This window comes from Anaerotruncus sp. G3(2012) (assembly GCF_000403395.2).
Classification (GTDB): Bacteria; Bacillota; Clostridia; order Oscillospirales; family Ruminococcaceae; genus Anaerotruncus.
The window spans coordinates 8,036-15,465 of sequence record NZ_KE159662.1 but is presented as its reverse complement, the minus strand read 5'-3'; the positions used below and the strand labels follow the sequence as shown (position 1 = coordinate 15,465).

At 52.4% G+C, this 7,430-nt stretch carries 7 protein-coding genes; 1 reads left to right on the top strand and 6 read right to left on the bottom strand.

Features of this window, described 5'->3' with window-relative positions; all coding sequences use genetic code 11:
* Positions 1 to 18: 18 nt before the first annotated feature.
* Complete coding sequence (locus C814_RS0104385) at positions 19 to 393, bottom strand: IS5 family transposase (protein WP_022788343.1); 375 nt, start codon at positions 391 to 393, stop codon at positions 19 to 21.
* A gap of 90 nt (positions 394 to 483) precedes the next feature.
* Here C814_RS0104385 and C814_RS22900 point away from each other — a divergent pair.
* Positions 484 to 1,247 (top strand): IS5 family transposase gene (locus C814_RS22900; protein WP_155846360.1). Its coding sequence is split into 2 segments (ribosomal slippage): positions 484 to 826 and positions 826 to 1,247, totalling 765 coding nucleotides; the frame shifts between segments, so codons are not numbered across the junction.
* A 250-nt stretch (positions 1,248 to 1,497) separates the two neighbouring features.
* Here C814_RS22900 and C814_RS0104375 read toward each other — a convergent pair.
* The 5 genes from C814_RS0104375 to C814_RS11425 form a co-directional block, all read right to left on the bottom strand.
* On the bottom strand, positions 1,498 to 1,944 hold the full coding sequence (locus tag C814_RS0104375; RefSeq protein ID WP_022788342.1) for a GNAT family N-acetyltransferase: 447 nt from the start codon (positions 1,942 to 1,944) through the stop codon (positions 1,498 to 1,500).
* 661 nt (positions 1,945 to 2,605) lie between these two features.
* On the bottom strand, positions 2,606 to 3,619 hold the full coding sequence (locus C814_RS11440; RefSeq protein ID WP_016317993.1) for an electron transfer flavoprotein subunit alpha/FixB family protein: 1,014 nt from the start codon (positions 3,617 to 3,619) through the stop codon (positions 2,606 to 2,608).
* A gap of 17 nt (positions 3,620 to 3,636) precedes the next feature.
* Positions 3,637 to 4,419, bottom strand: coding sequence for an electron transfer flavoprotein subunit beta/FixA family protein (locus C814_RS11435; protein WP_016316054.1), 783 nt, complete (start codon positions 4,417 to 4,419; stop codon positions 3,637 to 3,639).
* Positions 4,420 to 4,438: 19 nt separating this feature from the next.
* Positions 4,439 to 5,578 carry an acyl-CoA dehydrogenase gene (locus C814_RS11430; RefSeq protein WP_016316055.1) on the bottom strand — a complete coding sequence of 380 codons (1,140 nt, stop codon included), beginning with the start codon at positions 5,576 to 5,578 and terminating at the stop codon, positions 4,439 to 4,441.
* Positions 5,579 to 6,025: 447 nt separating this feature from the next.
* Positions 6,026 to 7,372, bottom strand: coding sequence for an MATE family efflux transporter (locus C814_RS11425; RefSeq protein WP_016317992.1), 1,347 nt, complete (start codon positions 7,370 to 7,372; stop codon positions 6,026 to 6,028).
* Positions 7,373 to 7,430 lie beyond the last annotated feature (58 nt).

Here is a 7,430-nt window from a genome sequence, read left to right as displayed (position 1 = left end):
CTGCGTGTACTTTTGTTGTCAATCCTCCCCTGGATCGACCAATAGCCCGATCGTTATCTGCCCCTTTTTTGCACCAGCACTGTGCTGATGCGCTTTTACACTGGTCGAATCCACCATGATTTGCCACGGTGAATCTGAATCGGGATTCAGATTCTTGAGGATATTTTCCCACACTCCAGCGTCCCGCCAACGCAGGAAATTGTTGTAAACAGTTTTCCATGGACCATAATATTCTGGAAGGTCCCTCCATGGGGCTCCCGTTTTGAAAATCCATAGCATCGCATCTACCAGTTCCCGAGCGTCTTTTCTCGGTCGGCCCATTTTCCCCTGTTTTGGGAATAGTGGCTCTATCCTTGCCCTTTCTTCATTTGTTACACTATGCCGTCTTTTCATATCCTCTATTTTATCATATTTTCTACTTTAGGTTGTGTCGTCAATAGAAATGTGCTATAATAGTCCTCAAAGTAGCAGGAGGGCAGAAAAATGGCGAGGGAACAGCATCGACATGATATAAGCGGCAGAGCGTGGGAGAAAATCAAACCAAACACAATAGGCGAAAAAGGGACGCGCGGAGGCAATGCCCGAGATACGCGGCAGTTTATCAACGGTGTATTCTGGATTTTGCGCACCGGAGCACCCTGGCGGGATTTGCCGGAAACGTATGGGAACTGGAAGAATGTACACCGCCGGTTCTGCCGGTGGCGTGACAAGGGAATCTGGGAAAAGATTCTGGAAGCGCTGGTAGATGACACCGACTTTGAGTGGCTGATGATCGACGCCAGCCATATCAAAGTACATCCTGACGCTGCTGGCGCGCGGGGTGGAAATCAGGCGATGGGCCGTACAAAAGGGGGCTCAACACCAAGATACATTTGGCCGTGGATGCGCATGGTATGCCGGTGCGATTCTTTGTCACTTCTGGTACCACAGCGGATTGCACAATTGCAGCGCGGTTGATCGAGAGATTTCAGGCAGAATATCTTCTGGCAGATCGAGGCTATGATACGGACGCAATCATCCTCAAGGCGGTTGACGAGGGAATGATACCGGTCATTCCGCCAAGGAAAAGCCGAAAACATCCTCGGAAGTATGATAAATATTTCTACAAACTTCGCCATCTCGTCGAGAACGCTTTCCTGCTTCTCAAAAGATGGCGCGGTATTGCGACTCGCTACGCTAAAAATGCCGCTTCTTTCGCTGCTGCTGTCCAAATACGTTGTATTGCTATTTGGCTCCTTCTTTATTGACGACACCGTCTAGCCTATGGGACAAATTGTCCCAAACCTCTGGACGCCGTGACTATATGTGCGCCCGCACTCATTCATTTTTTGGGGTCGTTCTTTTCTCAAAATCGAAATGGGCGGGAAATCCATTTTAGGGCTTTCCCGTCTTGATTACCCATCAGCAAAGACGGGCGAGGCTGTCAACGGCGGCGCTGAAGGCGCCGTTCGTCTTGTGACCGTTGATTGGCTCGACTGGCTTTGCTACTCTCGGCTGTTAGCTATTCAATTCCATGTATAAAAGCGGATATGGATTGCCTTGCTCATCGCAATCTGTTCTTTTATAAACCTCAAATCCCATGTGTTCATAGAACCCTTTTGCAAGAGGATTTTGCTCATTAACAGCTAAATCATTAACCGAATATTTTTCTATTCCGTATTTAAGCAATTCCTTACCTAACCCTTTTCCCCTTTCCTCGTGAGAAATAAAGAGCATTTCAAGATGTTGCCCTACGATCCCCATAAAGCCAACAGGAATTTGATTTTCGTTTTCTATTATCGCTAAAGAAGGTATTTCCTTTAATGCTTGCGGTACATATTCCTTAATGCTTTCTATTTCGTCCGCTGATAGAAAAAGGTGCGTTGCCCTGACAGAACTCTCCCAAACTACCAGTAGTTGTTTTATCAACGAAGTGGGTCTATCTTTTACCTCTATAATTTTCAAATCCCTATCCTCCATATGATAGTTATTCATAAAACAGTATCAACTAACAAACTGAAATAGGGTAACTGCCATACAGGGTGCAGAAAAAGATGAACCGCCCCCTGTCAAGTAGACAGATAACCACACTTTACAACACTTTACACACAATATCTAAGTTTTAAAACAGACTCCAGGGTAAGAAAGCGGCACTTCGACGTCCTGGCTTTGTCTCCTGCTGAACCTTGAACCTGCGCTATCACACAAAAATGGCTACGATACCCCCTACTGTTTGATCTCTTTGCTCTTCGCTTGAGGAATAAACAATACCATGGCTATGATATTTACATAGAAGAACATTTTGAAAGCGTCGTTTCCATCTTTGCAGCGTGTTCGCTGTTGGTTGAGTTCGCTCCACCAAACAGCCAAAATCCGAACCCGTCGGGTTCGGATTTTGTACTTTCAGCCCTACCAGATAGATACTTTGCCCGTAATTGGTCTGGCAAATAGGGTATTCGTTCCTGTTTTGATGGAGAAAAATAAAAAAACAGGCTGTTGCTTGAGAGGGCATCTTTCTGGTAGCCTGTTTTTTTGCGCCGCAACGCTCTCTTTTTATCGAAATCTGTTTGAAAGAATAGGAAAGAGGGCGCCCTGCGGAATCCCACAGAGCGCCCTAAATAACAGCTTATTCTTTTTTTGCAAGCTCTTTCTTGACTGCCTCGGTTAGCAGCGGCAGGATTTTATGTACATCCCCGACGACGCCGAAATCCGCAACCTCAAAGATCGGAGCGCCCGGGTCCTTGTTGATCGCAATGATGATCTCCGAGTCCTCCATGCCCGCCAGATGCTGGATTGCGCCCGAGATACCGCACGCGATATACAGGTTCGGACGGACCGTCTTACCGGTCTGGCCGACCTGACGGTCTTTCTCGACCCAGCCCGCATCTACGCATGCACGCGATGACGAGATTGTTCCGCCCAGAACCTCTGCGAGGTCCTCCAGCAGCTTGAAGTTCTCCGGACCGCCCATGCCGCGTCCGCCAGACACCAGGATTTTCGCATCCTGAATGTCCATCTTGCCCGCAGTTTTCTTGACGATCTCGAGGATTTCCACATTCTTATGGGATGCAAGGTCTGCAACCTCGAATTTCTCGATCTGCGCCTGCACACCCTCTTTGACCTCGCCCTTCTGCATGACGCCCGGACGGACGGTCGCCATCTGCGGGCGGTGGTCCGGACAGAGGATCGTTGCCATGATGTTGCCGCCGAATGCCGGACGGGTCATCATCAGGTTTTTGCTCTCCGGGTCGATCTCCAGCTTGGTGCAGTCCGCGGTCAGGCCGGTGTGCACACGCGCGGAGACACGCGGTGCAAGGTCACGCCCAATGGCAGTCGCACCGTACAGCACCACCGCCGGCTGCTTGGCCAGAATCACCTGATGCAGTGCGTGGACGTACGGCTCGGTTGTGTAGACTTCCAGCGCCGGGTCGTCCACCACGATGATCTTGTCCGCTCCGTATTTTGCCAGTCTTTCGCACAGCGGCTCCACATTGTGCCCCAGCAGCACCGCAGTCACCTCGGTGCCAAGGTCGTTTGCCAGCTCTTTGCCCTTGCCGATCAGCTCATAGGAAACGCTGGTGATCTTGTTGTCTACCTGCTGCGCAAATACAAATACGCCTTTATAATCCTGTACACTCATGTTACCACCATCTTTCCTTACAGTATGAATTTCTCATGCAGCTTCTCGACCAGGAAATCCACCGATTCCTGCGCATCCAGATTCACTACAGTGCCTTTGCCCTTGAGCGCCTTGGTGAACGACTTGAACACGCGGGTGGGCGAGCCTTTCAGGCCGATGTTGCCATCCTCGACATCCAGGTCCGGACGGGTCCAGATGGTAACCTCTTTCTCCCGGTAAGCATCGAAGATGCCCTTCGGGCTCATGTAACGCGGCTCGTTCAGCTCGGCCAGTGCGGTAATCAGGCAGGGCATCTTCGCCTTGATGACGTGGTACCGGTCCTCGTACTGCCGCTGAACCTCGACATACTCGCCTTTGACAGTGATCTTCTCCGCATAGCTGATGTTAACCAGGCCGAGATGCTCGGAAATCTGCGGGCCAACCTGTGCGGTATCGCCGTCGATCGCCTGACGGCCGGTGATAATCAGGTCGTACGGCAGCTTCTTGACTGCCGATGCCAGCGTCGAAGAGGTGGCCCAGGTGTCGGCGCCGCCGAATGCGCGGTCGGTCACCAGAATCGCCTCGTCCGCGCCCATGGCCAGCGCCTCACGCAGCGCCAGATCCGCCTGCGGCGGGCCCATCGAAATGACAGTCACCTTTGCGCCGTTCTCGTCTTTGATCCGCAACGCTGCTTCCAGCCCTGCCTTGTCATCCGGGTTGATGATGCTCGGGATTCCTTCACGGATCAGTGTACCGGTTACCGGGTCCAGCTTGACCTCGTTGGTGTCCGGAACCTGCTTGATGCATACGATAATATTCAATGCTTTGCGCTCCCTTCTCTTATTTCAGCATTGCGCCGGCGATGACCATGCGCTGGACCTCGCTGGTACCCTCGTAGATCTCGGTGATCTTCGCGTCGCGCATCATCCGCTCGACCGGGTAATCACGGGTATATCCATAGCCGCCGTACAGCTGTACGCACTTGGTGGTGACTGCCATTGCGGTCTCTGCCGCGAACAGTTTGGCCATCGCCGCCTCGGAGGAGAAGCGCTTTTTGGTGTCTTTCGCCATCGCCGCACGATAAACCAGCAGCCGCGCCGCGTCTACGCGGGTTTGCAGGTCCGCAAGCTGGAACTGGGTGTTCTGGAATTTGGCGAGCGGGCGTCCGAACTGCTTACGCTCCTTGACATATTTGACCGTCTCGTCAATCGCACCCTGTGCAATGCCCAGCGCCTGTGCCGCAATCCCGATTCGTCCGCCATCCAGCGTGGTCATCGCAATCTTGAAGCCCTCGCCCTCTTTGCCCAGCAGGTTCTCTTTGGGCACGATGCAGTTTTCAAATACCAGCTCGGTGGTAGACGAGCCCCGGATACCCATTTTCAGCTCTTTTTTGCCGATGCTGAAGCCCGGGAAATCCTTCTCGACGATGAACGCCGAAATCCCGTGGTTGCCCTTGCTCTTGTCGGTCATTGCGAAGATCACGTATGTATCCGCCTTGCCGCCGTTGGTGATGAAGATTTTGGTCCCGTTGAGGACATAGTGGTCGCCGTCCAGCACCGCCTTGGTCTGCTGGCCCGATGCGTCAGTTCCCGCCGCAGGCTCGGTCAGGCCGAATGCGCCCAGGTGTTTGCCCTGCGCCAGCGGCACCAGATATTTCTCGATCTGCTCCGGCGTGCCGAATTTGCGGATCGGCTCCGCACAGAGCGAAGTATGCGCCGACACGATAACGCCTGTCGTACCGCAGACCTTCGACAGCTCTTCCACGCAGATCGCGTAGGTCAGCGAATCGCAGCCCTGGCCGCCCTGCTCCTTGGTGAACGGGATTCCAAGAAAGCCGTATTTCGCCATCTTTTCCACCGTCTCACTCGGGAACCGCTCTTCCTCGTCCACTTCCTGCGCCAGCGGTTTTACCTCTTTTTCCGCGAAATCACGGAACAGCTGCCGCGCCATTTCCTGCTCTTTGCTCAATACAAAGTCCATGCGTGTTCCTCCTACTAATTTGTCTTTGCCGGGAATGTCCGGCAAAAAATGATTCGTTTCAAAAGACGCACAAAAATTCAGGAGTATTCCATAAGACAAAATTTCAAATTTCATAATATGGAATGCATCCCAAAAACCATCTTTGTTAATATTATATCAGATAGAAGAAAAAAATACAAGAAAAAGGTTTGTGCCTTTTTGAACAAAAAACCTCCGAGTGATTCATAAAAATATACAAACTTACAGGAAGGGAAAATTTTGGGTCATACCACTCAAAAATCAATTGCATATCTTTGTTTACGCTTGCTCCGGGCTGCAAACACCAGCGAGCATCTTGCGCTCAACCGCCGAAACTGATTCGGACCGAAACAAAGGGCGAGGGGACTGCCTGCTGCCAATTTTTGCGGATACGGCAATGTACAGAGGGATCGTTGCAGAGTAACGCCTTCACACAGAAAGTGAGGGGAGCAGGCTGTCTTTGTGCCTTCTATAGTAGAAAAAGCCAATCAGGTCAGCAAAGGCCCAACCGATCGGGATTGCCCACCAGATGGCGAGCAGGCCAAATGCGGGGAGCGGGGCAAACAGGTAGGCGATCGCGACACGGGTTCCGAGGGAAGCGACCGTCAGCACGACCGACATCCCAGCACGCCCAAGTCCCCGGTAAAGCCCATAGAGCAGGAACAAATAGCCAATCCCGCAGTAACAGGCCCCCTCGATCCGCAGATACTGCACCCCGATCGAGAGGATCTCCAGCTCCCCCGGGTCCACGAAAATGCACATTAACGGACGGGCAAAAACAACCACTGCTGCTGAGATAATCAGGCAGAACAGGGTCGCAGCCCGCACCGAAGAGCGGATTCCGTTCTGAATCCGCTCCCGCTTGCCTGCGCCCAGGTTTTGCGCAATATAGGTGGAAAAGGCATTTCCAAAATCCTGCACCGGCATATAGGCGAACGAATCAATCTTGACAGCCGCTGCAAATGCCGCCATGACCTGTACGCCAAAACTGTTGACCAGCCCCTGGATCATCAGAATCCCAAAGTTCATAATCGACTGCTGGACGCTGGAAAGCGCCGAATAGGAGACAATCCTCCCCAGCAGGGGGCGGTCGAGCTGGAGATGCCGCCTTCCAGGACGAAGCTCCGGAGCCTTGCAGTAGCAGTAGACCGCAATTAGAAGCGCGGAAACGCCCTGTGCAATAACCGTGGCAAGCGCGGCACCGCCCACCCCCATCCCGAGTGGGACAACGAACAGAAGATCCAGCCCCACATTGAGCAGGGCGGAAAGCGCAAGAAAGCAGAGCGGAGTCACGGAATCGCCAATGCTGCGCAGGACCGCTGAAAAATAGTTATAGAGAAAGGTGAAGCCAATCCCATAGAAGATGATCCACAGGTACTCTCGGGTCAGACCGAGGATGTCCGGCGGGATTCGGAGAAACCATAAAATCTGCTCGATCAGGAGGATCGAAGCAAGGTTGATGGCAAGGGTCACCAACGCAATAAAGGCAAAGGAAAGCAGGATCGCATGTTTCAGCTTTTCAGCCTGCCGCGCGCCAAAAAGCTGGGAAAAAACGACCCCGCTGCCCATGCACAGTCCAAGGATGATTGAAGTCAGAAACACCATAAGCGTATAGGACGATCCCACTGCCGCAAGCGCACCCGCGCCGACATACTTCCCGACGATGATGGTATCTACAATGTTATAGACCTGCTGAAAGAGATTCCCTATCATCATAGGAACCGCAAACAGCAGAATTGACTTGGTTTCGTTGCCCTGTGTCAGATCGTGCGCCATCTCAAACCCCCGCGTGTCGGCCACCGCAAGTAGCCGCAGCCGTTGATACGGGTTTTAT